Origin of the sequence: Promicromonospora soli (assembly GCF_014653785.1) — a bacterium.
In the GTDB taxonomy this organism is placed as follows: domain Bacteria; phylum Actinomycetota; class Actinomycetes; order Actinomycetales; family Cellulomonadaceae; genus Promicromonospora; species Promicromonospora soli.
Genome location: NZ_BNAS01000004.1, coordinates 76118 through 99545 on the forward strand (window position 1 = coordinate 76118; position 23428 = coordinate 99545).

The following is a 23428-nucleotide window of genomic DNA, read 5'->3' on the forward strand; positions in this document are numbered from 1 at the left end:
GACCCTGGGCCTCAGCACCTCGGGCAGCACCCCGGGCTTTCGTAGCCTTGGTCTCCGGCGCCCGAGGTGTCGTTCCCTGCTGCGCCGAGCCCTGACCTGCCGGGCGCGGCCGTGCCGGGCCCGCGGCGCGAGGGCGCGCGGGCGGACGCATCAGTCCTCGCCCAGCCCCGAAGCAGGAGCATCGGTGGCGGGACTTCCCGCGACGAGACCCGTACCGCGGCCCGCCAGGCGCGCCAGCACGGCGGGCCCGAGCTGGGTCACGTCGCCCGCGCCCACGGTGAGCACCACGTCGCCCGGCCGGGCGAGGTCGGCGATCGCGTGCGCGGCGTCCAGGCGGTCCGGCACCGCGTAAGCGGCCCCGTGGTCGGTCATCAGGTCGACGATCGTGTTCGGCGTGACCGACGGGTCCAGCTCCTCGCGCGCCCCGTAGATGCCCGTGACCACCACCTCGTCCGCCGCGGACAGCTCCTCGGCGAACCGGTCGGCGAAGATCCGTGTGCGCGAGTAGAGATGCGGCTGGAACAGGACGAGCACCCTTCCGCCGTCGGCGATCTCGCGGGCCGCGGTCAGGATGACCTTGATCTCCGTGGGGTGGTGCCCGTAGTCGTCGATGACGCGGACGCCGTCGGCCACGCCCTTCTCCTCGAACCGGCGGCCCGTGCCGACGAACGCCTCGACACCGGCGACGGCCTGCTCGGGCGGCACGCCCAGCTTCACCGCGGCGATGACGGCCGCCGTCGCGTTGAGCACGTTGTGCTTGCCCGGGACCGAGAGCCGCATCGGGATGCCAGGGACGTTGCCGGACACGCCCGCGCCGTCGGCCACCTGCTCGTTGGTGCCCAGGATGTCGCCGCGCAGCACCGCCGTGGTGCCCTCCGCCGTGGTGGAGATGTCCGTGACTCGCACGCGCGCGGTGTCGTTCGTGCCGTAGGTGATGACGTGGCCGCCCGTGGCGCAGATCGTGGCGCCCACCGACAGCGAGCCCTCGTCGTCGGCGCACGCGATGAGCCAGCCGTCGGGCGTCACGCGACGGGCGAACCGGATGAACGCCCCGTTGAACGCCTCCGGGGTGCCGTAGTGGTCCAGGTGGTCCGCCTCGACGTTCGTCACCACCGCGATGGTGGGCGCGTAGTTCAGGAACGAGCCGTCCGACTCGTCGGCCTCGGCCACGAGCACGTCGGACGTGCCGAGGTGGCCGCCCGGCGTCGACCCGCTGGCGGTGCGCACGGTGCTGCCGATCGCGTACGACGGGTCCATGCCCGCCTCGCGCAGGATCGTCGCGATCATCGCCGACGTCGTCGTCTTGCCGTGCGCGCCCGCGACGGCGACGCCGCGCGAGCCCTCCATGAGCGCCGCCAGCGCCTGCGAGCGGTGCAGCACGTTCAGGCGGCGGGCGCGGGCCGCGGCGAGCTCCGGGTTCTCCTCGTGCACGGCGCTGGAGATCACCACGGTGTCCACGCCGGTGAGGTGGGCCGGATCGTGGCCAACCCACACCTGCACGCCCTCGGCCCGCAGGCCCTCGAGCGTCTCCGACTCCGCGGCGTCGGAGCCCTGTACGGGCACCCCGCGCCCGGCCAGCAGGCGGGCCACCACGGACATGCCGGCCCCGCCTATGCCGATCATGTGGACGCGTCCGAGCCTCACGACCTGGTCCGCCATCTGATCCGTGACCGGGGTGCTCATGACCTGACCTCCGTGGTGTCGGTACCTGCTGACCGTACGGCTTGCTCGACGAGATCGACGACGCGTGCGGCGCCGTCGCTGGTGCCGGCCGAGCGTGCGGCCTTCGCCATGACACCGAGCCGCTCGCGGTCCGCGAGCAGCGTGGGAACTTCTCGGGACACCCAGCCGGGTGTGAGGTCGGCGTCGTCCACCAGCAGACCGCCGCCCGCCTGCACCAGCGGGGTCGCGTTCAGCCGCTGCTCGCCGTTGCCGATCGGCAGCGGGACGTAGACGGCGGGGATGCCCAGCGCGGCGAGCTCGGCCACCGAGCCCGCGCCCGAGCGGCAGACGACGAGGTCGGCCACCGCGTAGGCGAGCTCCATCTGCTCGAGGTACTCGCGGACCTGGTAGCGCCGGCCGTCAACCGCGGCGACCGTCTCGCGCACCTCGTCGGCCTTTCCCTTTCCGGTCAGGTGCAGCACCTGCGCGCCCGCGGCGAGGACCTGAGCAGCGGCGCCCGACACGGCGCGGTTCAGGTTCAGCGCGCCGAGGGATCCGCCCGTGACCACGAGAGTCGGCAGCGTCGGGTCGAGGCCCAGCTCGGCGGCGGCCCGGGCACGCACGCCCGCGGCGTCGGCCTCCCGCGCCTGGACGAGGGCCGCGATGGCCTGCCGCAGCGGCAGGCCGGTGAGGACACCGCCACGCAGCGGCGTACCGGCGAAGGTGAGGCCCACGCGGGCCGCCCACCGGGCGCCGAGCCGGTTGGCCAGGCCTGGGCGGGCGTTCTGCTCGTGGATCACGATCGGCACGCCCCTGCGCCTGGCCGCGAGGTAGGCCGGGGTGGCGACGTAGCCGCCGAACCCGATCACGGCCTGCGCGTCGATCTCGTCGATCGCGTCCTCGGCGGCCTTCACCGCGGCGGCCAGCCTGCCGGGCAGCCGCAGCAGGTCGGGGCTGGGGCGGCGCGGCATCGGGACGCGGGGGATCGGCCGCAGCTCGTAGCCGCGGGCCGGCACCAGCTCGGCCTCCAGGCCGGTAGTGGTGCCGAGCGCGAGCACGCGCGCGCCGGGCTCCCGGCGCCGCACCTCGTCGGCCACCGCGAGCAAGGGGTTCACGTGTCCCGCGGTGCCGCCTCCGGCGAGCACCACCGACACAACTGCTGAGCTCATCATCACCTTCTCGTCGCCGCCCGGACATAGCGCCCGGGCGAATCAATCACGAAGCGGCCTGCGGTGCAGGATCCGCTCAAGGATGGGGCCGCCGTGCACATCTCTACCGTCTCCGGACCGCGCCGCCCAGCACGGCCAGTGACCTGCGGACGACGCTACCGCGTGCGGCCAGTGCCTTGGCAGCCCCTGGTTCCGTCCGGGCGAAGGATATGACCATCCCGAGCGCGGCCATCGTGGTGATCAGCGCCGAACCGCCTGCAGAGACCAGCGGCAGCGGCACGCCGATCACCGGGAGCACCCCGATCACCACGCCGATGTTCACGAACGCCTGGCCCACGATCCAGCAGCCGACGGCCGCCGTGGCCACCTTGACGAACGGGTCGGTGTGCCGCCGGATCACGCGGCTCATCGCGAGCCCCAGCACGGCGAACAGGGACAGCACCAGCACCGTGCCGAGCAGGCCCAGCTCCTCGCCGATCACGGCGAAGATGAAGTCGTTGTGCGCCTCGGGCAGGTAGTTCCACTTCTCGCGGCTGCCGCCCAGGCCGACGCCCCACAGCCCGCCGGTACCCAGCCCGAACAGGCCGTGCAGAGACTGGTAGCACTCCGAGCTCGCGTCGCACTCGGCGCCGTACGTCGCGATGATGCGCTGCAGCCGGTCCCCGGAACCCTGCTGCAGGATGAACACGTACCCCACGACGAGCGCCGCGATCGTGCCCCCGAGCCCCATCAGGGACAGCGGGGTGCCGGCCACGAAGAACGCGCCCGCCACGAGCAGGCCGATCACCACCGCGGTACCCAGGTCTCCCCCGGCGAGCACCAGGCCGACGACCATGACCGCGCCCGGGACCGCCGGCATGATCGCGTGCGACCAGCTCCCCAGCAGCGCCTGCTTGCGGCCCAGCACCGTGCCGAGCCAGATGGCGAGGGCAAGCTTGGCGAGCTCGGACGGCTGGAAGGAGAACGGTCCGAGCGGGAGCCAGTTCTGCTGGCCGTTTCTGACGTCGCCCACGAAGATCACCGCGACCAGCAGCACGATGGCTACGGCCAGCCCCGGCAGCGCCAGCCGTTTGTACCAGCGCACCGGGAGCCGGGCCGCGACCAGGAGCACGGGCAGGCCCATCAGCGCGTACTGCGCCTGGACCAGGAACGCCGCGTAAGGCGACCCGCCCTCGGCGATCGACGTCACCGTCGAGCTGGACAGCACCATGATCAGGCCGATCACTGTCAGCAGGCCCGTGGTGCCGACCAGGAGGTAGTAGCTGGAGACGTTGGAGTTCCACTGGCCGAGCCCCGAACGCTCAGGGGCGCTGCGGCTCGTTCCCGTCGTGGCCATCCCCTACCCCTCCTGCGGCTCAGCGGGTGGTTGCTGCGAGCTCACGGACCACCCTGGCGAACTCCTCGCCGCGCTGGGCGTAGGAGACGAACTGGTCCTGCGACGCACCCGCCGGAGCCAGCAGCACGGTGTCCCCTGGCTGCGCCAGGTCCCGCGCCGCCGCTACCGCCCGGCGCATCACGGTCTCAGTGTCACCGGGATCGATCAGGACGACCGGGACCTGCGGCGCGTGTCGGGCCAGCGTCTCGGCCAGGGGCTTGGGGTCGGCTCCGATGACGACGGCGGCCCGCATCCGGTCCGCTCGGGACGACACGAGCTCGTCGAACGTGGCGCCCTTGGGCAGTCCGCCCGCGATCCAGACCACGGTGCCGTGGGCGAAGCCCGCCAGCGAGGCGGCCGCCGAGTGCGCGTTGGTGGCCTTCGAGTCGTTCACGTACGTGACGCCGTCCGCCTCAGCGATGCGCTGGATGCGGTGCTCGCTGGGGCCGAAGGACCGCAGGCCGTCGCGGACCGCCGCGGCGGGCACGCCGTGCGCGCGTGCCAGGGCGGCGGCCGCCAGGGCGTCCGCCACGATATGCGTTGGCACGACACCGCCCAGGTCGCCCAGCTGCTTCAGATCGGCGAGGGTGCCGAGCTCCGCGGCGCTCTTGCGGCGGTCCGGGTCGTCGGCGGCGGCGTGGAAGGCGCGGTCCACCAGGACGTCGTCGACCAGGCCGAGGTCGCCCGGGCCGGGCGTGCCGACCACGAAGCCGACGGCGCGCGCGCCCTCGACGACGTCGGCCTCGCGTACCAGCTCCTCGGTCTTCGGGTCCGCGACGTTGTAGACGCACGCCACCTGGACGTTTTCGTAGATGCGGCCCTTGTCGCGGGTGTACGCGTCGATCGAGCCGTGCCAGTCGAGGTGGTCGGGCGAGACGTTCAGGACGACGCCCGCCTGGAGCGACATCGTGTGCGTGAAGTGGAGCTGGAAGCTCGACAGCTCCACGGCCACGACGTCGAGCATGGGGTCGAGGGCCGCCTCCACGAGCGACCGGCCGACGTTCCCGACGGCGGCCGTGCGCAGGCCCGCCGCCCGCAGGATCGCCACGAGCATCTCTACTGTGGTCGTCTTGCCGTTGGACCCGGTGATGCCGAGCCACGGTGCGGGCTTGTCGCTGCCCAGGCGGTCGACGCGCAGGCGCCAGGCGAGCTCGACCTCGCTCCACACGGGCACGCCGGCGGCGAGCGCCGCAGCGACGACGGGGTGGTGCGGCGCGAAGCCCGGCGAGGCGACCAGCAGGTCGGCCTGGGCCACCACGGCGGCCGCCGCTTCGGCGTCGAGCCCGCTGTGGTCGGCGTCGTCCGCCCGGTCGTCCACCGTGACCAGTGAGGCCACGCGCGGCGCCAGCACGCGCTGCAGCGACCGCCCCGTGACGCCGAGGCCCGCCAGGACAACCCGGGCCTCGTCCAGCGGGACCCGCGGCTCGACGGCGCCGTAAGTGCCGGCGCCGGGCGCGTCGGTCACGACACCACCCACTCCGCGTAGAAGATGCCCATGCCGATCCCCGCGAACAGGCCTGCGATCAGCCAGAACCGGATCACGATCGTGACCTCGCCCCACCCGGAGAGCTCGAAGTGGTGGTGCAGCGGCGCCATCTTGAACACGCGCTTGCCGGTCATCTTGAAGAAGCCGATCTGGATCACGCCGGACATCACGATGATGACGAAGAGGCCGCCGAGGAGCGCACCGAGGATCTCGGTGCGGGACAGGATGGACAGGCCGGCCAGCGCGCCGCCGAGGGCGAGCGAGCCGGTGTCACCCATGAAGATCTTGGCGGGGTTGGCGTTCCACCACAGGAAGCCGACGCAGGCGCCCGTGACGGCGGCGGCGACGATGGCCAGGTCCTGCGGGTCGCGCACCTCGTAGCAGCGCGGTCCCGCCGTGGCGAGGAACTGGCACGACTGGTTGAGCTGCCAGATCCCGACCAGCACGTACGCGCCGAACGTGATGATCGAGACGCCGGTGGCCAGGCCGTCGAGGCCGTCGGTCAGGTTGACCGCGTTGGACCAGGCGGCCACCAGCAGGTTGGCCCAGATGATGAAGAGGATGAGCCCCACGGTGGCGCCGAAGAACGCCAGGTCGAGCTCCGTGTCGCGCAGGAACGAGATCTTGGTCGACGCCGGGGTACGGGCATTCTCGTTGGGGAACTGCAGCGCGAGGACGGCGAAGGAGATGCCGATGGCGCCCTGCCCGATCAGCTTGGCGCGCGGGGTCAGGCCGAGGGACCGCTGCTTGCGGATCTTGGTGAAGTCGTCGAGGAAGCCGACCAGGCCCAGGCCCGCCATGAGGTAGAGCGCGAGCAGCGCCGACACGCTCGGCAGCCGGTTGGACACCAGCATCGAGGCCGCGACCCCGATGATGGTCGCGGCGATGATGACGACGCCGCCCATCTGGGGCGTACCGCGCTTGGTGAAGTGCCCCGTCGGGCCGTCCTGGCGGACGAACTGGCCGTAGTTCTTGTGGACGAGGAACCGGATGAAGACCGGCGTGCCCAGCAGGGCGACGAGCAGCGCCACTGCGGCGCTGACCAGGATCGCGATCACTTGTTGTTGTCCTCTGTGGTCTTGACCATCGACAGGTGGTCCCCGAGCTCGGCCAGCCCGGCACCGAGGGACGACTTCACGAGCACGACGTCGCCGGGCTCCAGCGACTCGTCCAGCATTGCGCGGGCGGCGTCCAGGTCGGGCACGAAGATCGACTCCGACCCCCAGGAACCCTCCTGCATCGCGCCCTCGTGGATGTGATAGGCCTCGTCGCCCACCACGATCAGCTGCTTGATGTTCAGCCGGACGACGAGGCGGCCGATCTCGTCGTGTGCGGCGCGCGAGCCGTCGCCGAGCTCGAGCATCGCGCCGAGCACGGCGACCGAGCGGCGGGTCCGGCCGGACATGACCGCAAGCGCGCGCAGGGCGGCCTTCATCGAGTCCGGGTTCGCGTTGTACGCGTCGTCGATCACGGTGACGCCGTCGGGCCGCTCCGTGACGGCCATCCGGTGCGGGCTGAGGGCCTTTGCCGACGAGAGCCGCTTTGCGACGTCGGCCACGGGCACCCCGAGGCGCAGCGCCACCGTCGCCGCGGCCAGCGCGTTGCTCACGTGGTGGGGTCCGACGAGCTGCAGCGCGACGTCCGCGCGCTGCTCGCCGTCCTGGCCGGCGCGGGCGACGCGGAGCGCGAAGCTCGCCCGGCCGGCGCCGTCGACGGAGATGTCCTCGGCGCGGACGTCGGCGGACGGGATGGTGCCGAACGTCTGCACGGTGGTGCCGGGGGCGACCTGGCTCGCCATGGCCGCCACCCGCAGGTCGTCGGCGTTGAGCACCACCGAGCCGCCGTCGACGACGCCGGAGACCATCTCGGCCTTGGTCTTCGCGATGGCCTCGACGCTGCCGAAGTGGCCCACGTGCGCGACACCGACGGCGAGCACGACGCCGACGTCGGGCGGCGCGATGCGCGTGAGGTAGGCGATGTTGCCGATGCGGTCGGCGCCCATCTCCAGCACGAGGTAGCGCGTGGCGGCGGTGACCCGCAGGACCGTCAGCGGCAGGCCGATCTCGTTGTTGAAGGAGCCCTTGGGGACGATGATCGCGCTCTCGTGGCCCGCCTCCGGGGTGAGGAGCTGGCCGAGCAGGTCCTTGGTGGTGGTCTTGCCGACCGAGCCGGTCACGGCAACCACCTTGGGCGCCTCCGCGCCGGTCGACGTGTTGCGCACCGTGGCCAGGACGTGCCGGGCGAGCTCGCCCAGGGCCGCCCGCGGGTCGTCCACGACGACGGTCGGCAGGCCATCGAGCTCGCGGGCCGCCAGCACCAGCGCGGCACCCGCCTCGACGGCTCGGGCCGCGAAGTCGTGCCCGTCCACCCGCTCCCCCGGCAGCGCCACGAAGAGCGTGCCTGGTCCCGCGTCACGCGAGTCGATGGTCACCGCCCCAGTGACCGTCACGTCCGGGTCGGCATGCAGCCGCCCGCCGGTGGCTGCGGCGACCTGCGCCGCAGTCAGCTCGATCATGCCTGTGTTGTCCTCTCCTGCATGGGGTCCTGCTGACGTTGCCCGTCCTGCTGAGGTATCGCGTTCCGTGCTGCCAGCGCGGCGCGCGCCTCGACGCGGTCGTCGAGCAAGTGGTCCACGCCGGCGATCTCCTGGATCGTCTCGTGGCCGCGGCCCGCCACGAGCACCGTGTCGTCCTGGCCGGCCGCGAGGATCGCGGCGCGGATGGCGTCCGCGCGCGGGGCGACCTCGTGGACCTCAACCGTACGCGAGCCGCTGTCGTCCGCGGCCTCAACCGTTCGTCCCGGCGTGCCGCCGGTGCCGGTGCCCGCGAGCACCTCCGCGCGCACCTTCGCGGGGTCCTCGTCGTGGGGGTCGTCGTCGGTCACGTAGACGACGTCCGCGCCACGCACGGCGGCGGCGCCCATGAAGGGCCGCTTGCCTGCGTCGCGGTCGCCCGTGGCGCCGAACACGACGGCGAGCCGGCCGGTCGTCGTCGGCCGCAGGGCCGCCAGGGCGAGCTGGAGGGCCTCCGTGTTGTGCGCGAAGTCCACGACGACGCGCGGCGCGGTGGCGAGCACCTCCATGCGGCCGGGGACGGTGGCGCTCAGGCCGTCGGCGGCCGTGAGCGCCTCGGTCACGTCCCGGATGTCCGAGCCGCCCTCCAGCACCATCGCCACCGCGAGTGCCGCGTTGGCCACGTTGTAGCCACCGGGCAGCGAGGTGGAGGTACGCAGGGTGCGGCCGTCGCGGTGCGTCAGCGTGAAGGCGGACCCGGTGCCCGACGGCGCGACGTCGGTCACGGTCCAGTCGGCGTGCTTGTCCGGGAGCGTGGTGAGCGTCGCGACGGGGATCTGCGCGGCCCTCGCCATGCGCTCGCCCCAGGCGTCGTCGACGGTGACGACGCCGCGGCGGGCGCGGGCGGGCGTGAACAGGTCTGCCTTGGTGGCGAAGTAGGACTCGAAGTCGCCGTGGAAGTCCAGGTGGTCCTGGGTGAGGTTGGTGAACCCGGCGACGCCGAACACGACGCCGTCCACGCGGTGCTGCGCGAGCGCGTGGGAGGAGACCTCCATGGCGAGCGTGCGCACGTGGTCCTCGCGCATCGCGGCGAGCAGGGCCTGGAGGTCCGCGGCCTCGGGCGTGGTCAGGATGCTGGGGACGACGCGGTCCCCGGAGCGGGTCTCGACCGTGCCGATCAGGCCGCCTCTCCAGCCGAGCGCCCGGAGCAGGTGGTCGAGCTGGTACGTGGTGGTGGTCTTGCCGTTGGTGCCGGTGACGCCGAAGGTCATCAGCTCGTCGGCGGGGTTGCCCAGGACCCACGCTGCTACCTGGCCGAGGATGGCGCGGGGGTCGTCGGCTATGAGGACCGGTGTTGTGCTGTCGCTGCCGATCAGCTCGGCGCCGCGCGCGTCGGTGAGGACTGCGGTCGCCCCGCGCCCGACGGCGTCCGCGGCGAACTGCGCGCCGTGCGCGCGGGCGCCGGGCAGGGCCACGAACAGGTCCCCCGGCCTCGCCACCCGGTTGTCCGAGGCCACGCAGGTGACCGCGGCGTCGGCGGCATGACCTGGGGCGATGGTGAGGCCGAACGCGACGGCGAGGTCCGAGACCTGGCGCGCTGTGGTGGCGGCCGGGCGGATCCGGTCGAACGGGGATGTCACGGAGAAGAACCTACCGTCTCCGGGAGGAGGGTTCCGTCCGGTCTGTGGGCCTTGGGTGGTGGTTGTGGGGCGGTCCCGGTCATCTCGCGGACCAGGTCCCCATCAACTCTGGGTCTGGCCATCATCACCGGGCGAGTACAACGACGGCGGATGCTCCGGGCCGCGCCAGTAGATCCACAGGTGGTCGCTCTGGGGACACCGGAACATCAACGTGGTCTGCAGGTAGAGCTCGTCCGCATCGACGGTCCCCGAGTGACGATCGAAGTCGACGTCCGACAAGAGGTTCCACTGATACGGATGCGGGATGTCGCCACTGACCTGGATCGTGTCACCGCACACGCAGAGAAACTTGGCCATAGGGCATCATCGAGTTGTTCGCCATCCGCTCTTACACCATGCCGATCTACAGTTCCGCTGGTGCGCCGTGGATGTCATATGCATCCCGAGCACCGGAGCGCTCCGTGAACTGTCCATATTGGCGAACCTGATTCGCCAAGAACACTCGTTCCATCGCGTTCCCTCCCCGCGCGATACGTGGCGCTGGAGAACCGTTCCGGTCCAAAGCATTGGGGAGCTGGACTGGCTCCCGCAACCTGGAAAACCACGAGAAAGGCGCGGACGACCGGCGTCCCGAGCACCCCAGAGTCTCGTCACGACCAGATGTAAGAGTGCCACTCGAACCGCCGGATCAGACCACTCCAGCGTCTGGCTTCGACTCACTCAACCTTGAACCGCCGGTATTTCACGCCCACTCAAAGCGGTAGCGATTGGCATCACGGTCGAACGTCTCGATGATTTTTCGCGGCGGGAGCCCGAACGCCTGCTCAGCCCACCGGCACATTGCCACCGGCAAGCCCTCGACCTGAAAATCCGTCTCGTTGAACTGGACGTCTTCAATGTCAACAGCAACAGGGCGATCTCCGGCGTGCTCGGCGGCCCTAGAAGTAACTGCAGCAATACCTTCACCGAGTTCATGTAGATACGAACTGGGCAAACATGACGCTGCGCCGCTGAAACTCAAGGCAATGGCCGACCCGCTCGCACTGGTCCTCACAACACCAGGCGTAACAATCGATACAGTCCCGGTGATCGCAATCCTGATACCCCAGGACGACTTGAGCACTCGGTAGACATGCCTCGTACGCGTTACTTCCATCAGCGCTACCTCCGTGCGGCCGAGACTCAGGGGGTCGCCTGGTCCCTTCGCTCACGCTCGCTCTCGACCTCGGCGAGACGTTCCTCGAGCTGCCGGATCCGGTCGTACAGGTCCACGAGCGTCGCGCCGTTGGCGATCACACCGGGCCGGTCGCGGTGCCGACGGACAAAGTCCTCGCGAGTCTCCCCGGCCACCTGATAGAACCCCTTCACGACCTGCTGGCCCGCCGGCCCCGGGACACTCGGGCCGGACTTCCTCTGCTGGCGCGTGATGAGCACGGCGCCGACGATCAGCGCAACCAGCGCGCAAAGCGGGATCAGCAGCCAGACCGCGACGTGTGCAGACATGGCGCCAGAGTAGTGCTAGGACCATCGATCGTGGGGTTGACCTGCGGCTTCCTGTCGCCGCTCCCGCCGGCTACCACTCGGTCTTGAGCCGCCGGCTCGCGCTCTCGCTCGGCGGCACGTCCATCTTCTGCAGCGTGAACCCCATGACGTCGCTGAACACCGGGGCCGCGACCTCGCCGCCGAAGATCGAGCTGCCCGGGCTCTTCAGGAAGACGGCGACGGTGTACCGGGGGTCGTCGGCCGGCGCGACGCCGATGAACGACGCCATGTAGGTCCAGCCGTTCCCGGCCGGCATCTGCGCGGTACCGGTCTTGCCGGCCACTCGGTAGCCCGGCACGACGGCGTTGGTGCCAGTACCGCCGTCCTCGGTCACCGTCTCCATCATCTTCAGTACGGTGTCGGCGGTCTCCTCCGAGATCACGCGCTCCCCTGGCTCGCGGGCGGCCCGCGTCGTCTCGCCGTCCGGGGTCGTGGAGCCCTCGAAGAGGGTCGGGGTCATGCGCACCCCGCCGTTCGCGACCGTCGAGAACACGCTGGTGGCCTGCATGGCGTTGACGGACAGGCCCTGACCGAACAGCACCGTGTACTGCGTGCGTCCGTCCCAGGTCGAGACGTCGTCGGGCGGCATGAGCCCCACGGACTCGCCCGGCAGGCCCAGGCCCGTCGACTGCCCGAACCCGAACTTCTCCAGGTAGTCCTGCCGCGTCTGGATGGGGATCTTCTCCCCGACCTGCACCGTCCCCGTATTCGAGGACTGCGCCAGCACGCCCGTCAGCGTCAGCCGCTGCACCGGGTGGTCGTGCGAGTCGTGGAACGTCTGCCCGTTCGGGGTCGTGTAGGTGTCAGGCACGGTGAACCGGCTGTTCGGCGTCCAGTAGCCGCCCTCCAGCGCCGCGGCCATGGTGATCACCTTGCCCGTCGAGCCCGGGTCGAAGACGTCCTTGACGGCGCGCGACCCGCTCGCCACGGCCGCCGTCGACCGGTCGTTCGGGTCCGTCGCGCCCGAGTCCGCGAGCGCCACGATCTCGCCTGTGCGCACGTCCTGCACGATGGCGATGCCGTACTCGGAGCCGGACTTGCGGACCGCGTCGTCGATCGCGTCCTGCGACTTCCACTGGATGTCGTGCACCAGCGTGAGCTGGACGTCGTCGCCGGGCACGGCGGGGACCGACTCCTGGCCCGCGGCCGGGATGCGCAGGCCGTCCAGGCTGCGCTCGTACGTGTCGGAGCCGGCGGTGCCCGACAGCAGGTCGTCGTACGCCGCCTCGATGCCGCCCTGCCCGGTCTGCTCGTCGTTCACGAAGCCAACCAGCGAGCCGGCCACCGTGCCCGACGGGTACGTACGCCGGGAGGTGAGGTCGGTCCGGATGTACGCCCGGATCCCCAGGTCGGCGATGGCGCGCTGCACCTGTGGCACCACGTTCTTCGCGAGCACCCGGTAGCGCGTCTCGCCCACGAGCTGCGCCGCGAGCTCGTTCTTGGGCACGTCGAGGATCGGCGCGAGCAGCTGGGCGATGCCCAGCGCGCCGTCCTCCACCTTCTTGCCGTCGACGTCCGGGCGGCCCGCGCCCCGGAAGTCCTTGATCGCGAACGGGTCCGCGACCACGGTGTACCGGTCCACGGAAGTGGCGAGCACCACCCCGTTGGCGTCCGTGATGTCGCCCCGGTGGGCCGGCGTCACGGCGGTGGCCGTGCGGGCCTTCTCGGCCTCCTCGGCGAGGCTCGGTCCCTCGATGAGCTGCACGTGCACGAGCCGGACCAAGAAGATCAGCACCACCACGGCCGCCATGCCGACGAGCCAGCGCTGCCGCACCTCCGGCCGCCCCGGCCGGGGCGGCAGGGGCTGGGCCACCCGGGACGGAGCCGGTCGGGACTGGGCCGCGCGGTTGCTGGCGCCCTCGGGCGCCTGAAAGCCCAGCCGCGTGCTGGTCGCACGCGACTGGGTCTTCTTGGGCTGAACCCTGGCCTTCGGCTGGGCCTTGCCCTTCGGAACCCTGGCCTTCGGCTGGGCCCCGCCCTTCGGCTGCGCACCGCCCTTGGGCTGGGCCCTGCCCTTTGACGCGGCCCGGCCCTTGGGCTCTGCCTTGACCGGCTGAGACTTCCGCGGCTGGGCTCCGCCCTGCTTGCGCTGCGGAGTCGCCGCCTGCTTGGACGTGCCCTGGCGCCGCGCTGGCTGGGCCTGACGCGGCTGCGCGGAACGCGAGCCGGCAGCGCGCCCCGACGGAGTGCGCTGCCGGCCCGAGCCCGACGTCGGCCGAGTCACTGACCGGTCCCCTTCACCACCTTGCCGGTACGGACGCTGATCATGGTCGGGTTCTCCGCGGGCACCATGCCGAGGCTGCGGGCCTTGTCGTCCAGGTCCGTCTCGGCGGCGCTCAGGTCCTCCTGGAGACCCTGCACGTCCTGGGCGGTCTGCGCGACCTGCCCCTGCAGCTTGGACATCTCGTAGGAGCCGCGTGCGAGCGTGGTGTTCAGCACGAGCACCGTCACGAGCGACACGATCATCAGGGTGGCGCACAGCACGAGGAACGGCACCCGGCTCTTCGAGTGCAGCGGCGCGCGCACGACGTCCAGGCGGCGGCCGCGCTGGGCGGCACCCCCGGAGATAGCAGTCAGCGGCGCCCGGCGGGTGCGGGGCAGCTCGGCTGGACGGGCGGCGCGGGCCGTCGCAGCAGTGGTGGCACTCATCGGCGGTCCTCCTTCGCTGTGTGTTGCTTGGTGGTGCGGTTCAGCAGGTGTTCGGGTGTGGGGCGCAGACGCCGAGCGGCGCGGAGCCGGACCGACGCCGAGCGTGGGTTGCGCCCCAGCTCTTCGGCGTCCGCCTCCTCCGCACCCCGGGTGAGCGCCTCGAGATAGGGCCGGTGGGTCTCCGGCTCGACCGGCAGGCCGGACGGCGCGGACGACGTCGTGCCCTGCGCTATCGCGCGCTTGACGATCCGGTCCTCCAGCGACTGGTACGACTCCACGACGATCCGGCCGCCCACCGCGAGCGCCTCGATCGCGGCGGGCACGGCACGCTCGAGCACCTCGAGCTCGCCGTTCACCTCGATCCGGAGCGCCTGGAAGGTGCGCTTGGCGGGGTGGCCGCCCGTCTTGCGCGTGGCAGCGGGAATGACGGCCCGCAGCAGGTCGACGAGCTCGCCGCTGCGGTCCCACGCCCGCTCTGCCCGACGCCGGACGACGGCCCGCGCGATCTTGCCCGCGAACCGCTCCTCGCCGTACTCGCGCAGGATCCGTGCGAGGTCGCGCTCGTCGTACGTGTTGAGCACGTCGGCCGCCGTCAGGTCCTGGGTGGAGTCCATGCGCATGTCGAGGGGCGCGTCCTGCGCGTACGCGAAGCCACGCTCCGCCTCGTCGAGCTGCAGCGAGGACACCCCGAGGTCCATGAGCACGCCCTGCACCGCGCCGCCGGCGTGCTCGCCGACCACGTCGCCGATCTCGTCGTACACCGCGTGCACCGGCATGAACCGGTCGCCGAACCGGGCCAGCCGGGCGCCCGCCAGAGCGAGGGCCTGCGGGTCGCGGTCGATGCCGATCACGCGGGCAGTCGGGATCTGCTCCAGGACGGCCTCGGTGTGACCGCCCATGCCGAGCGTGCAGTCCACCAGGACCGAGCCGGGCTCGGTGAGTGCCGGGGCGAGCAGGTCGACGCAGCGCTGGAGCAGCACCGGAAGGTGACGATCGGCGGCGTCGCTGCTGGTGCCGGGACGGTTGTCGGTCGCGTTCATCGGTGTCTCCCTTCCTGCGTCGTGCCCTGCTGCTACTGCCTGCTGCTGCCTGCCGGAACCGGCCCTTGCGTGGCCGGGCCGTCCGGTCAGGTCTCCCTCCGCATGGTTCCGGCGGCGGGGAAGTGCGCCGGATCCCGCGGGAGGAGGCCTGGCCGTACGGCCGCCTGCTCGCCTGTCCTAGAAGCTCAGACCCGGAAAGATCTCCTCGGCCTGGTCGATGTAGTCGGGCTCGGTCTGTTCCTGGTAGGCGGCCCAGGCCTGCACGCCCCACACCTCCACGCGGGTACCGACCCCGATCACGACCACTTCGCGGTCCAGGCCGGCGTACTCGCGCAGGTGTGTCGGGATGGAGACCCGGCCCTGCTTGTCCGGTACTTCGTCGCTCGCTCCCGCCAGGAAGTTTCGCGTGTAGTCCCGTGCGGCTTTGCTCGTCACCGGCGCCTGCCGGATCTGGGTGTAGATCTGGTGGAACTCGTCCATCGGGAGAAGGAAGAGGCACCGCTCCTGCCCCTTGGTCATGACCAGACCGCTGGACAGATGCCCCCGGAACTTGGCGGGAAGGATCAGGCGGCCCTTCTCGTCGAGCTTCGGGGTGTACGTGCCGAGGAGCAGACCCAGACCCGCGAAACCTTCCGCAGCTTCAGTCATGGGCCGACACCTCCTCTCGCTCCCGCATCCTCCACGCTACTCCACTTTCCACCACCGCACTCGGAAAAAGCATGGGGAGAACTACCCACCGGCCCTCAATGCGCAGGTCAAAGAGGTAAAGAGCGGGTGGAGGGAATTCGTGTCCCGCGTGGCGTGGAATGTCGCACTACCCGGCCCCAGGCGGCGCTCCGGCAAGCGTCCTGACCTGGCTGCGGGCGAAAATGGCAGGAAAAAACAAGTGCTCGGATGTGTGGAGACCGCGTGATGCACACAACAGAGTGCTTTACATCTCTACTAGGCTGGACCAGCCGGGCGAGCGTGAGTCGCGCGGCGTCCGAACAGCGCGTCAGCGCGCCAGAACCCCGGCCTGATAACTCGGCCTGATGGAGGTCTCCCCCTGTGCACACGGAACCCGCCACTCCCGGCTTCGTGGAACCTCAGTTCGGCGGTGGCCTGTCCGCCCCGCAGGCTGCGCCCGGGCCTGGCGCGCTCGACGAGCTGGTGGAGACCATGGCCGCCGTCCGCGCAGCCGTCGAGTCCGTAGTGACGGGCCGCCCTGGGCTGGCCGACATCACGCTCGCCGTCCTTCTCGCCGAGGGCCACCTCCTCGTCGAGGACGTGCCCGGCGTCGGCAAGACGACGCTCGCCAAGGCGGTCGCCCGCAGCATCGACTGCCACGTGGGCCGCATCCAGTTCACGCCCGACCTTCTGCCGAGCGACCTCACCGGCGTCAACATCTTCCGCACCGGCAGCCACGAGTTCGAGTTCCGGCCCGGGCCGGTGTTCAGCAACATCGTCATCGGCGACGAGATCAACCGCGCCTCCCCCAAGACCCAGTCCGCGCTGCTGGAGTGCATGGAGGAGGGCCAGACCACCGTGGACGGCACCACCCACCAGCTCCCCCGGCCGTTCCTCGTGGTCGCCACGCAGAACCCGGTCGAGATGGAGGGGACGTACCCACTGCCCGAGGCGCAGCGCGACCGCTTCATGGCCCGCATCACGGTGGGCTATCCCGACGCCGACGCCGAGATGCTCATGCTCGACCGTCAGGAGGCCAGCACACCCCTGGAACATCTGAGTCCCGTCACCGACGGCCACTCGATGCTGCGGTTCTCGCAGATTGCCCGGTCGCTGTACGCATCACCGTCGGTCAAGCGGTACGTGGTCGGGCTGGTCGGGGCGACGCGCGAGCACCCCGGTCTGCGGCTCGGCGCCTCGCCCCGTGCGTCGCTCCAGCTCCTGCGGGCTGCCAAGGCGATCGCCGCAATGGCGGGCCGCGACCACGTGCTGCCCGACGACATCCAGCGGCTGGCCCGGCCCGTCCTGGCCCACCGCCTCATCGTCACGACCGAGGCGCGGCTCAGCGGCGTCACACCCGAGACGGTCGTCGACGAGATAGTGCAGCGCACGGCGGTGCCGGCTCTCGAGCCCGCCGACCGGCGGCGGTTCTGAGCGGCCGAGGCGAGAAGCTCATGAGGTGGCGTGACACGCTCGCACGGATCAGCCGGGTACGGCTGACTCCCCGTGGCATCGGAGCCGCCTGCACAGGCGGTGTGCTGGTCCCCCTGGGGCTGGTGCTCACCCTCCCCGACCTCGTCGGGCTGGGCGCGGCCGCGCTGCTCGCCGTCGCGGTGGCCTGGGTGGTCATCGGGACCCAGCGGCTGGAGTCCGGACGCGGGGCTCTGCACGTGACGCGTGCCGTGACTCCGAACCCGGTGGTGCGCGACCGGACGGCGGAGGTGAGCCTCCTGGTCGCCGCGCACCAGGCCTCCGGCGCGGCGTACGAGCGGCTGTCCCGGCTGCGCCTGTCCGAGCAGGCGGCACACGAGCTCGCCGGGCACCAGGGCATCCGCGCCCGGGTCTCTGCGCGGGCCGACCGGATCACCGTGCACTACTCGCTGACCCCGACCCGCCGCGGGCGCTGGTCGCTGGGGCCGCTGCTGACCACCCGGACCGACGTGTTCGGTCTGGTCCGCGCCACCCAGCCGCTCGGCGGCTCCACGCAGGTACCCGTGTGGCCGCGCACCGTCGAGCTTGCCGTACGCACGCGGGCCGTGGGCGACGTCGACCACTCCGCAACGGGCGCGCGGCTCCAGTCGACCGACGACTCCGTGCTGCGCGAGTACGTAGCGGGCGACGACCCGCGCCGCGTGCACTGGGCAAGCGCCGCACGGCGGGGCCAGCTCATGGTCCGGGCCGACGAGAGCGCCGGCGTGCGCCCCGTGACCGTCCTGCTCGACCGCTCCCTCCTGCCGCACTGGCAGGAGTCGGGCAGCCCGCGCCGTCCCGCGGCCGTGGACGACGGCGAGTGGGCGGTCGAGCTCGCCGCGTCGATAGCCACCTCGTTCCTCGACGCCGGGCACCCGGCGCGCCTGCTGACCACGAGCGTGGCCCCCACCGTCGAGGGCGTGCGGTTCGCGACCACGCGCGCCAGCCGGCCCGCCCTGCTCGACGCCTGCGTGGACATCCGCGGACACCGCGGCGCCGCCGAGGGCCAGCACGCGACGAGCACCACCGCACGTGCCCTCCGGCTCGCCCGGACGCCCGGTGAGATCGTCGTCGCGGTGCTCGGTCCCCACGCGCCCGACGCCCGCCACGACCTCGCGGCCCTCGGCGCCGAGGGCACCTGCTGGGCGCTCCTGGTGACTCCCCGGGGCGCCGGGTTCCAGCACGAGCTGGACCAGACGGCCTCCGAGCTGCGGGCGTCCGGCTGGCACGTCAGCACCTGCGAGGCCCGCACCGACCCGGAACGCGCCTGGGCCCTGCTCGCGGAGCGTGCCCCGTGATCCCCGCCCACCGCGGTCCGCTGGTCCGCACCGTCGCGTCCGGCGTTCTCGTCGCGATCGCCGTCATCGCGTCCATGAACGCGCTCACGCTCGTCATCGACCCCGGGCCGTGGCTCACCGTCGGCACGACGGGCGTCGTCCTCGTCTCGGCCACCAGCTGCGTCGTGCGGTACCTGCTGCTGCGCGCCGCCGTCGACCGTGCGGCCACCCGCCGGGCGGCGGGCCAGGGCCTGAGCGCGGACCGCGCCGCCGACCGCGCGGCAGGCGGCGCCTCGTTCGCCGCGACGGCGGCAGGCCTGCTGGTCGCGTTCTGGTTCGTCCTGGCCCGCTACGGCGGGCCCGGACAGCGCTTCGAGCCGTTCGTGGGGCCCGACTCCCTGGAGCAGGTCCTCGAGCGGTTCCGCCAGGCCACGGAGACCATGAGCACGCAGGTGGCTCCGGTGGGTCCCGACCCGGCCATCAGCATGGTCGCCGTCGGTGGCACGCTGCTGGTGCTGCTCATCGTGGATTCGCTCGCCGGCGCCCGGATGCCCGGCTTCGCCGGTGTGCCGCTGCTGCTCCTGTGGACGCCGCCGCTCACCCTCATCGGCGAGGTCCAGTGGCAGGTCTTCGTCATCAGCGTCACGGCGATGCTCCTGCTGCTCACTGTCGATCCGGTGGGTGTGACACCCGGCCGGCACAGCGAGTCCGACTCCATGGCCGTGCGCCGGGCGCAGCGGTTCCGTTCCGGGATCACGGCGCTGACCTCCGTGGCGGTCGCCACGGCGTCGCTCGGCGTCGCGACCGGCATGGCCGCCCTGCCGGCGCTGGCCGGGACCTGGAGCCAGCTCATCTCCACGCCGTCCGACACGGTCGAGCTGTCCTCCGAGCTCGACATGCGCCAGCCCCTGAGCGCCCGCTCCGCCAACACCGTCCTGACGTACACGATGGCCGACGGCGAGCCGACCGGCCCCCTGCGCGTGATGACTCTCACGGCGTTCGACGGTGTCCAGACCCACCGGGCGGTGCCCGACGGCGGCCTGATGGACTTCGACCCGTCCACGATCCTCGCGCCACCCGGCGAGGGAGCCGCCGGCAACGGACGCCGGATGGACCTCCGGATCGGGCAGCTGGAGGGCGGCGAGCTGCCGCTGCCGCTCGAGCCGCGCTCGGTCGACGTCAGCGGCGACTGGGCCTACGACGCGCTCCGGGACGAGGTGCGCGGCCGGGACAGCACCGAGCCTGGGTCCTCGTACAGCGTCGAGATCATCGAGCGCGGGCTCACCCCCGAGCTGCTGCGGGCCACGCCGGCCTCCGGGGACCCCCGCTCCGCCGGCTACACGGAGGTGCCCGAGACGGAGCACCGCGACGACATCGCGGCCTACGCCCGGGACATCGCCGGGGATGCGCCCACCCGGTTCGACGCGGCGGTCGCGCTGCAGAACCACCTGCGGTCCGGCCAGGGTTTCGTGTACGACCCGGACGCCGACTACCGGGGCTCGTCCGACACCGTCTGGGACTTCCTGCAGGACAAGGAGGGCTACTGCACCCAGTACGCCCTCTCGATGATGGTCATGGCCCGAAGCCTCGACATCCCCGCCCGCATCGGCGTCGGCTGGCTGCCCGGCCGGCCCGACGGCAACGGCGCCTTCCGGGTCACCGGCCAGGACTCGCACGCCTGGCCCGAGATCTACTTCCCGTCCGTCGGGTGGGTCCGGTTCGAGCCCACGCCGCAGGTGCAGACCGGTCCGCTCCCCGCGTACGCGAACCCGAGCGTGGGCAGCGCGCCCAGCAGTTCGCCCACACCGACACAGGCCAGAGAGGTGCCCACGCAGCAGCCGACCCGGCAGCCCGATCAGACCGAGCCGGCCGCCACGGAGAACCCGTCGTCCGGTACCGAGGTGTCGGACCAGACCCTGCCCGGCTGGGCTTGGGTGGTCGCGGTGATCATCGCCCTCGGCGTGCTCGCCGGGGCCGCATGGCTGCTGCTGCGCCGCCGTACGGAGACCGAGGTGCTGGACCCGGAGCGCGCGTGGTCCCGCATCCTGGCGCTGCTCGCCGAGCAGGACGTGCGTCTCGGTCCGTCGGTCACCCTGCGCCGCGCGCCGGCCGTCATCGCGGAGGAGGTGCGCACCCGCACAGGCACTCCCCTGCCCGACGACGTCGCGGAGCGCCTCACCGCCCTGGCCGACGCCGCCGAGGAGGAGCGCTACGCCCGCGACTCGACGCCGCCGACGGCCGCCGAGCTCGAGGAGCTCACCGCTGCGGTGTCCACCGAGCTGACCGAGGTGCTGACGCGCAAGGCGTGAGGCGCTAGTTCTGAGGGCGCGTACCAGGCGCTCAGATCACCCGGGTGAACTGAGCGTCTGATCGTCGGGCCCGGCGTGTCGGCCCGGTGTGTCGGGCGGACGGTCGGGCGGACGCGTCGGTGAGGAGACAGACAGGAGCCGGGCCCATGGGCCCGGCTCCTGTCATGAGCGGCGTCAGTCACACGCCTGTCACGCGCATGTGCCGGAGGTCCGGCCAGGACCACCGATCCCCTTCGTCGGCTAGCGACCGCCTTCGTTGCGCCGGTTCTCCCAGCGCTCCTCAAGACGGGCGAGGAAGCCGCCGGAACGACCACCACCCTGCCGCTTGGGGGGCTTGCGTGCCCCGTGCGGCGTTTGGACCGTGCCGTCTTCGCCGACGACGCCGACCGGGCCTTCCTGCTGCTTCTTGCGTGGCCCGAGGAACGCGAAGACCACGCCCGCGAACATCAGCACGAAGCCGATGGCCCCGAGCCAGGTGCGCGACGTCGCCGCGCCAACGACAAGAAGAAGCAGACCGACGACGACGCCGGCCCCGGACAGCACGTAGCGCAGCGCGTTACCGCGGCCAGTGGACTGAAGCGTATTTGCGAGCCGCGGGTCGTCTGACGTCAGAGCACGCTCCATCTGCTCCAGCACCCGCTGCTCGTACTCGGACAGAGGCATCGAGACCCCCGGATCTCGCAAAGGAACAGTGTCCCTTCCAGGATAGGACGACCCGGCCGTCGGTGGTAGTCGACATCCCGGGCATACAGCGACTATAGGGGCAGATCAGTAATGATGCGTTCCGTTCTTGTGATGTACACCCAGGTCGATCGCAGTTTTCCCGAACTTCTCTCGCACCGCGTCGAGCGCGACCTCCGCCTCCCGCTGTGCTCCGGAGCGAGGATCAACGGCTTCCTCAAGAGTTGGCTGCTGCGCCGAACCGTCTCTTTGCAGAAGATTTTCACCCCGCACACCAACGAGCCGCACCGGCAGACCACCCAGATCGACGGCTGCGACGAGCTCACGCGCCACGAGGTAGATGTCCCGTGCGACGTCCGTGGGCCCGTCCAGCGTGCGTGACCGGGTGAAGGTGGCGAAGTCGCTGGAGCGCACCTTCACGGACACCGTGCGCGCCATCACGCCCTGGTGCCGCAGCCGGGCCGCCACCCGGTCGGACAGCTCCAGCACGCGCCGGCTGACCGCCACCGTGTCGTCCTGGTCCGTGCTGAAGGTGGTCTCGGCGCCGATGCTGTGCTCGCGGTGCTCGGGCACCACGGGACGCGGGTCGCGCCCCCACGAGAGGTCGTGCAGGTGCGCGCCGCTGACCCGGCCGACGGCGGTCTGCAGGCTCGCCAGGTCAGTGTGGGCCAGCTCCTCGACCGTGGTGATTCCCCACGCGGCGAGGGACTTCTCCGTCTTCTCCCCGACTCCCCACAGGGCGCCGACGGGCAGCGTGTGCAGGAAGTCCACGGTGGCCGCCACCGGCACCAGCATCAGCCCGTCCGGCTTGGAGTGCGTCGACGCCAGCTTCGCCACGAACTTGTTCCGCGCGATGCCTACCGACGCCGTCACGCCGTGCTCGGCCTCGATCCGGCGGCGCAGCTCGGCGCCGATCTCGGTGGGCGGGCCGAGCCGTCGTCGGGCACCGCTCACGTCCAGGAAGGCCTCGTCCACGCTGATCTGCTCCACGAGCGGCGTGACCTCCTGGAGCATGCCCATGACCGAGCGGGAGACGTCGCGGTACAGGTTGTGGTCGGGCTTGATCACCGTGGCCTGCGGGCACAGCAGGCGCGCCCGTGTCATCGGCATCGCGGACCGGACCCCGAACGCCCGCGCCTCGTACGTGGCCGCCAGCACCACCCCACGCTCCTGCCCGCCGACGATCACCGGCAGGCCCCGCAGCTCCGGCCGCCGGGCCAGCTCACAGGAGGCGAAGAATGCGTCCATGTCCAGGTGCAGCACCGAACAGCCGGACTCGTCCGACCCCCAGTGACGTCTCGCCGCCGCTGACCCCGGCCCCTTGCTCACGAACGTGCTCCGTTCTTGCTGTTGCTCAGTGCTGTGGGAGTCGCACGGCTGGGACAGATCACCCTCTGGCCGCGCGGGCGCCAGGTCACGAGGCCTCGGGCACCAGGGTCAGGCGCTGCGCGGAGAACCCTGCGTTCGGGTCCACGAGCATCGCCACCTCGTCCCGGAAGTCCTCGGCGCACGCCAGCAGCTCGTCCGCCCGCGCGGGCTCCACCTGCTCCGGGCGACCGGCGTCCACCGCCGCCCGCAGGGGTGCGCCCGACGCGAAGTAGCCCGACCAGGCCGCGAGCTCGGGCTCGGCGTGCGCGAGCATGTCCCACACGGTCCGCGCGCCAGAGCGCGCCGACGGACGCCCGCGCAGCGCCACCACCGCGGCAGCCGAACGGATCGCCGCAAGGTGCGCGTGCACGAACCGGTCGCCCGGATCGGCCGAACGCGCCGCCTCCGCCAGCTCCGCGTCCGCCTTGCGCAGCAGCGCGCTGACGCCCGGCGGAACAGCGTGCGGCACGAGCATGCGTGCCGAGACCACGTCCCGGCCGCTCTGAGACTGCATGGTGCCCATCTCGAACCTCCGATCGAACCCCTTGTGCGACACTATCGAACATACGTTCTATCCTGTCA

Annotated in this window: 20 protein-coding genes; 3 read left to right on the forward strand and 17 right to left on the reverse strand. The window is 71.7% G+C overall.

Annotated elements, in window-relative coordinates; genetic code table 11:
• Positions 1 to 150: 150 nt before the first annotated feature.
• From murC to mraZ, 14 genes are all read right to left on the reverse strand, one after another.
• Positions 151 to 1683, reverse strand: coding sequence for a UDP-N-acetylmuramate--L-alanine ligase (gene murC / locus IE250_RS13465; RefSeq protein WP_229872437.1), 1533 nt, complete (start codon positions 1681 to 1683; stop codon positions 151 to 153).
• Positions 1680 to 2834, reverse strand: a complete 1155-nt coding sequence (gene murG, locus IE250_RS13470; RefSeq protein WP_373301686.1) for an undecaprenyldiphospho-muramoylpentapeptide beta-N-acetylglucosaminyltransferase — start codon at positions 2832 to 2834, stop codon at positions 1680 to 1682. Before murG ends, murC begins: the two co-directional genes overlap by 4 nt.
• 100 nt (positions 2835 to 2934) lie before the next feature.
• Positions 2935 to 4167, reverse strand: coding sequence for a putative lipid II flippase FtsW (gene ftsW / locus IE250_RS13475; protein WP_189669819.1), 1233 nt, complete (start codon positions 4165 to 4167; stop codon positions 2935 to 2937).
• Positions 4168 to 4186: 19 nt separating this feature from the next.
• A complete protein-coding gene (murD, locus tag IE250_RS13480) occupies positions 4187 to 5671 on the reverse strand; it encodes a UDP-N-acetylmuramoyl-L-alanine--D-glutamate ligase (protein ID WP_189669820.1) in 1485 nt (494 codons plus the stop codon).
• A complete protein-coding gene (gene mraY / locus IE250_RS13485) occupies positions 5668 to 6750 on the reverse strand; it encodes a phospho-N-acetylmuramoyl-pentapeptide-transferase (protein ID WP_189669821.1) in 1083 nt (360 codons plus the stop codon). The genes murD and mraY overlap by 4 nt, the downstream gene beginning before the upstream one ends.
• Positions 6747 to 8207: a UDP-N-acetylmuramoyl-tripeptide--D-alanyl-D-alanine ligase gene (locus IE250_RS13490; protein WP_189669822.1), complete on the reverse strand. Its 1461-nt coding sequence runs from the start codon at positions 8205 to 8207 to the stop codon at positions 6747 to 6749. The genes mraY and IE250_RS13490 overlap by 4 nt, the downstream gene beginning before the upstream one ends.
• Complete coding sequence (locus IE250_RS13495) at positions 8204 to 9844, reverse strand: UDP-N-acetylmuramoyl-L-alanyl-D-glutamate--2,6-diaminopimelate ligase (protein WP_229872438.1); 1641 nt, start codon at positions 9842 to 9844, stop codon at positions 8204 to 8206. The genes IE250_RS13490 and IE250_RS13495 overlap by 4 nt, the downstream gene beginning before the upstream one ends.
• A 102-nt stretch (positions 9845 to 9946) precedes the next feature.
• Positions 9947 to 10201: a DUF8617 domain-containing protein gene (locus IE250_RS13500; protein ID WP_189669823.1), complete on the reverse strand. Its 255-nt coding sequence runs from the start codon at positions 10199 to 10201 to the stop codon at positions 9947 to 9949.
• A 385-nt stretch (positions 10202 to 10586) separates the two neighbouring features.
• Positions 10587 to 10898 (reverse strand): hypothetical protein, encoded by a 312-nt coding sequence (locus IE250_RS13505; RefSeq protein WP_229872439.1) that lies wholly within the window; start codon positions 10896 to 10898, stop codon positions 10587 to 10589.
• Between the two features lie 128 nt (positions 10899 to 11026).
• Positions 11027 to 11347 (reverse strand): hypothetical protein, encoded by a 321-nt coding sequence (locus tag IE250_RS13510; RefSeq protein WP_189669825.1) that lies wholly within the window; start codon positions 11345 to 11347, stop codon positions 11027 to 11029.
• Between the two features lie 70 nt (positions 11348 to 11417).
• The gene (locus IE250_RS13515) at positions 11418 to 13610 is read right to left on the reverse strand and encodes a peptidoglycan D,D-transpeptidase FtsI family protein (RefSeq protein WP_229872440.1); all 2193 of its coding nucleotides are present in this window, start codon (positions 13608 to 13610) and stop codon (positions 11418 to 11420) included.
• Complete coding sequence (ftsL, locus tag IE250_RS13520) at positions 13607 to 14035, reverse strand: cell division protein FtsL (protein WP_189669826.1); 429 nt, start codon at positions 14033 to 14035, stop codon at positions 13607 to 13609. Before ftsL ends, IE250_RS13515 begins: the two co-directional genes overlap by 4 nt.
• Entirely contained in the window at positions 14032 to 15075 is a 1044-nt protein-coding gene (gene rsmH, locus IE250_RS13525) for a 16S rRNA (cytosine(1402)-N(4))-methyltransferase RsmH (protein ID WP_189669827.1), read from the reverse strand. Before rsmH ends, ftsL begins: the two co-directional genes overlap by 4 nt.
• Before the next feature lie 177 nt (positions 15076 to 15252).
• On the reverse strand, positions 15253 to 15723 hold the full coding sequence (gene mraZ, locus IE250_RS13530; RefSeq protein WP_189669828.1) for a division/cell wall cluster transcriptional repressor MraZ: 471 nt from the start codon (positions 15721 to 15723) through the stop codon (positions 15253 to 15255).
• 399 nt (positions 15724 to 16122) lie between these two features.
• Between mraZ and IE250_RS13535 the strand changes: the two genes are divergently transcribed.
• Genes IE250_RS13535 through IE250_RS13545 form a run of 3 tightly spaced genes read left to right on the forward strand, consistent with a single transcriptional unit; the run spans position 16123 to position 20797 of the window.
• Entirely contained in the window at positions 16123 to 17175 is a 1053-nt protein-coding gene (locus IE250_RS13535) for an AAA family ATPase (RefSeq protein WP_189669829.1), read from the forward strand.
• 20 nt (positions 17176 to 17195) lie between these two features.
• Entirely contained in the window at positions 17196 to 18509 is a 1314-nt protein-coding gene (locus tag IE250_RS13540) for a DUF58 domain-containing protein (protein ID WP_189669830.1), read from the forward strand.
• Positions 18506 to 20797 carry a transglutaminase TgpA family protein gene (locus IE250_RS13545; RefSeq protein WP_189669831.1) on the forward strand — a complete coding sequence of 764 codons (2292 nt, stop codon included), beginning with the start codon at positions 18506 to 18508 and terminating at the stop codon, positions 20795 to 20797. The genes IE250_RS13540 and IE250_RS13545 overlap by 4 nt, the downstream gene beginning before the upstream one ends.
• A gap of 240 nt (positions 20798 to 21037) precedes the next feature.
• On the opposite strand, the gene IE250_RS13550 is transcribed toward IE250_RS13545, so the two are convergent.
• The 3 genes from IE250_RS13550 to IE250_RS13560 form a co-directional block, all read right to left on the reverse strand.
• Positions 21038 to 21460 (reverse strand): SCO2097 family morphological protein, encoded by a 423-nt coding sequence (locus IE250_RS13550; RefSeq protein ID WP_189669832.1) that lies wholly within the window; start codon positions 21458 to 21460, stop codon positions 21038 to 21040.
• Positions 21461 to 21565: 105 nt separating this feature from the next.
• Complete coding sequence (locus IE250_RS13555; RefSeq protein ID WP_189669833.1) at positions 21566 to 22807, reverse strand: DNA polymerase IV; 1242 nt, start codon at positions 22805 to 22807, stop codon at positions 21566 to 21568.
• A gap of 85 nt (positions 22808 to 22892) precedes the next feature.
• Positions 22893 to 23360 carry an SAV_6107 family HEPN domain-containing protein gene (locus tag IE250_RS13560; RefSeq protein ID WP_229872441.1) on the reverse strand — a complete coding sequence of 156 codons (468 nt, stop codon included), beginning with the start codon at positions 23358 to 23360 and terminating at the stop codon, positions 22893 to 22895.
• Between the last annotated feature and the right edge of the window lie 68 nt (positions 23361 to 23428).

Bases quoted from the DNA above. Each gene is read 5' to 3' on its own strand.
- murC (WP_229872437.1), bottom strand. From the start codon at position 1,683: ATGAGCACCCCGGTCACGGATCAGATGGCGGACCAGGTCGTGAGGCTC.
- murG (WP_373301686.1), bottom strand. From the start codon at position 2,834: ATGATGAGCTCAGCAGTTGTGTCGGTGGTGCTCGCCGGAGGCGGCACC.
- ftsW (WP_189669819.1), bottom strand. From the start codon at position 4,167: ATGGCCACGACGGGAACGAGCCGCAGCGCCCCTGAGCGTTCGGGGCTC.
- IE250_RS13490 (WP_189669822.1), bottom strand. From the start codon at position 8,207: ATGATCGAGCTGACTGCGGCGCAGGTCGCCGCAGCCACCGGCGGGCGG.
- IE250_RS13500 (WP_189669823.1), bottom strand. From the start codon at position 10,201: ATGGCCAAGTTTCTCTGCGTGTGCGGTGACACGATCCAGGTCAGTGGC.
- IE250_RS13510 (WP_189669825.1), bottom strand. From the start codon at position 11,347: ATGTCTGCACACGTCGCGGTCTGGCTGCTGATCCCGCTTTGCGCGCTG.
- ftsL (WP_189669826.1), bottom strand. From the start codon at position 14,035: ATGAGTGCCACCACTGCTGCGACGGCCCGCGCCGCCCGTCCAGCCGAG.
- rsmH (WP_189669827.1), bottom strand. From the start codon at position 15,075: ATGAACGCGACCGACAACCGTCCCGGCACCAGCAGCGACGCCGCCGAT.
- mraZ (WP_189669828.1), bottom strand. From the start codon at position 15,723: ATGACTGAAGCTGCGGAAGGTTTCGCGGGTCTGGGTCTGCTCCTCGGC.
- IE250_RS13540 (WP_189669830.1), top strand. From the start codon at position 17,196: ATGAGGTGGCGTGACACGCTCGCACGGATCAGCCGGGTACGGCTGACT.
- IE250_RS13550 (WP_189669832.1), bottom strand. From the start codon at position 21,460: ATGCCTCTGTCCGAGTACGAGCAGCGGGTGCTGGAGCAGATGGAGCGT.
- IE250_RS13560 (WP_229872441.1), bottom strand. From the start codon at position 23,360: ATGCAGTCTCAGAGCGGCCGGGACGTGGTCTCGGCACGCATGCTCGTG.